General features: G+C 73.1%; 3 protein-coding genes. 2 read left to right on the top strand and 1 reads right to left on the bottom strand.

The window, feature by feature from the left end; all coding sequences use genetic code 11:
• On the bottom strand, window positions 1-1,283 hold a 1,283-nt coding region (locus MXD58_RS28990; RefSeq protein WP_250611343.1), incomplete at its 3' end, for a sensor histidine kinase.
• 227 nt (window positions 1,284-1,510) lie between these two features.
• Between MXD58_RS28990 and MXD58_RS28995 the strand changes: the two genes are divergently transcribed.
• Entirely contained in the window at window positions 1,511-1,807 is a 297-nt protein-coding gene (locus MXD58_RS28995) for an MTH1187 family thiamine-binding protein (protein WP_248836690.1), read from the top strand.
• A 172-nt stretch (window positions 1,808-1,979) separates the two neighbouring features.
• Window positions 1,980-2,474 (top strand): thioredoxin family protein (locus MXD58_RS29000; RefSeq protein ID WP_250611345.1); only part of this gene is annotated, 495 nt, incomplete at its 3' end.

Below are 2,474 nucleotides of genomic sequence, written 5' to 3' on the forward strand. Positions count from 1 at the left end.
GCCGCGCCCAGGCCCGACCCGCCGTTGCCCGGACCGCCGCCGTGCGCGGCACCGCCGAATCCCGCCGCGTCGTAACCGGAGAGGCGGGTGTGACCGGCCGGCGAGGCGCTGCCGGTGCCGTAACCACGGTGGGCGCCGTAGCCGCCCGACCGATGGGCGCCGGCGTCGTAGCTGGTCACGCCGTACGAGCCGTGGAGGTGGTCGTCGAAGCCGTCATCGTCGTCGTCGGGATCCTCGAAACGCATGTCGACGGCGTCGAGGATCACGGCGAACACACTGCCCACGCCGTGCCGGCTGGCGACTGTCAGCACGCCGCCCATCGCCGTCACCAGGGCGTGCGAGAGCGCGAGGCCCAGGCCGCTGCCCTCGATGCCGCTGCGCTCGGCGCCGAGCCGTTCGAACGGGCGGAACAGCCGGTCGATCGCCCGTGGCGACAGCCCCACGCCGTCGTCCTCGACCTCGATGCGCAGGCGCGAACCGGTGATCGGCACGATGCCGACCCGCACGCAGCCACCCTCCCGGCCGTACTTCAACGCGTTGCCGACCAGGTTCAGCAGCACCTGCCAGAGCCGGCGGCGGTCCGCGTCGGCGATCAGCGGCGCCGACGGGCTGATCACCCGGCGGATGCTGCGCTGCGCGGCGAGCGGCTCGACGAGTTCCACGACGCCTGTGACGATGTCGAGGACGTTCACCGGCCCCTTGTTGATGTCACCGCGGCCGGCGCGCAGCCGGGCCAGGTCCAGCACGTCGTCGATGAGTGCCTGCATGTGCCGGCCGCCGGTGATGATCCGCTCGACGTCGTCGTGCAGGTCGGGGGTGAGCGGTTCGAGCTCGAGAAGCTGGGCGAAGCCGAGCATCGCGTTCAGCGGGGTGCGCAGTTCGTGGCCGAGCCGGGCGATCAGCTCGTCCTTGGCCCGTGACTCGGTCTCGGCGATCTCCCGCGCGCGCTGGTCGGAGGTGTCCCGGGCGATGACGACCAGGCCGCCGCCGTCCGGATCGCGCCGCACGGTGACCTGGTGGGGGGCGGTGGTTCCGGCCAGGGTGACCAGGCCGACGGAGCCCCGCCACAGCCCGGCCTGGGCCAGTCCCGCGGCGACCGCGTCGGACAGCGCCACTCGCAGGGCCGGGTCGACCACCTCGAGAAGGTCGCGCAGATGGGGGCGGCGCGACACCCGTTCGCCGAGGAACACACGCGCGGTGGCGCCCATGTCGGTGACATGGCCGTCCGCGCCGGCGATCAGTGCCAGATCCGTCAGCGCATCCAGCAACGTGCGTGGCCCCACCTACGCCTCGCCATCCGATTTCTTCCACCCCACGGCGGGCAATGGTAGGGCGTGCCGTCAGAGCCCGTTGTCCCGGGTTTGCGTTGCCGCCCGGGCGGCGTGTCACCGGCGACAACTGGTGACATGTCAACAGCTTACCGACCCTCCGGATTTGCCGGTGTGGCGGGAGTGTGGCGTGGCGTTCGGGCCCTGGCCGGTGGGCCATGCGGCGTGGTACCTCTGACCACATGCTGGTTGCCTTCAGTGTCACCCCCATCGGAGCCGGCGAGGGCGTCGCCGAGCTCGTCGCCGAGGCCGTCCGCGTCGTGCGCGACAGTGGTCTGCCGCACGAGACGAACTCGATGTTCACCACGGTCGAGGGCGAGTGGGACGAGGTGATGGACGTCGTGCGCCGGGCGACCGAGGCCGTCTGCGCCGGCGCCGGCCGGGTCAGCCTCGTGCTCAAGGCCGATCTGCGTCCCGGCGCCTACGACGCCCTGCACACCAAGGTCGCCCGGGTCGACCGGCTCCTCGACGGCGGCTGAGCGTCGGCCCGGTGAAACGCCGTGGTCCGACAGGGGTACTGCGGGCCCGGAAAAGTCGTCCGCCGGCGCGTCCGTGGGGTCGGTCGGATGTCACCATGGAGGCATGCAGCGAAGGTCACCAGTCCCATCCGGATCGCCGCGGGGTGCGGGAGGCCCGGGAGGACCCGGGCGCATGCCCGACAGCCTCGGCGGCCTGCGTCTGGCCGGCGCGGTCCCGTTGGACCCCAAGCCGGCGACCCCGCCCCCGGCGGCGGGTCCCGCCCCCGCCGCGAACGGCGCCGCCCCCGCCGCGGGCCCGGTCGTCATCGACGTCACCGAGGCGAGCTTCGCCACCGACGTCGTCAGCCGTTCGATGCAGGTCCCCGTCGTGCTCGATTTCTGGGCCTCGTGGTGCGGGCCGTGCAAGCAGCTCAGTCCGGTGCTGGAGAAGCTGGCCGTGGCGGACGGCGGCAGCTGGATCCTCGCCAAGGTCGACGTCGACGCCAACCCCGGGCTCGCCCAGGCGGCCGGGGTGCAGGGCATCCCGGCGGTGAAGGCGGTCGTCGGCGGGCGCATCATCGGCGAGTTCACCGGTGCGGTGCCCGAGCGTGAGGTGCGCTCCTGGCTTGACCAGCTGCTTGCCATGGTGGCCGAGGCGACGGGCGGGCTGCCCGGCGCCGCCGCCGCC

Source organism: Frankia sp. AgKG'84/4 (genome assembly GCF_023242965.2).
In the GTDB taxonomy this organism is placed as follows: Bacteria; Actinomycetota; Actinomycetes; order Frankiales; family Frankiaceae; genus Frankia.

Coding starts and splice junctions, on each gene's coding strand:
- MXD58_RS28995 (WP_248836690.1), top strand. CDS start 1,511: ATGCTGGTTGCCTTCAGTGTCACCCCCATCGGAGCCGGCGAGGGCGTC.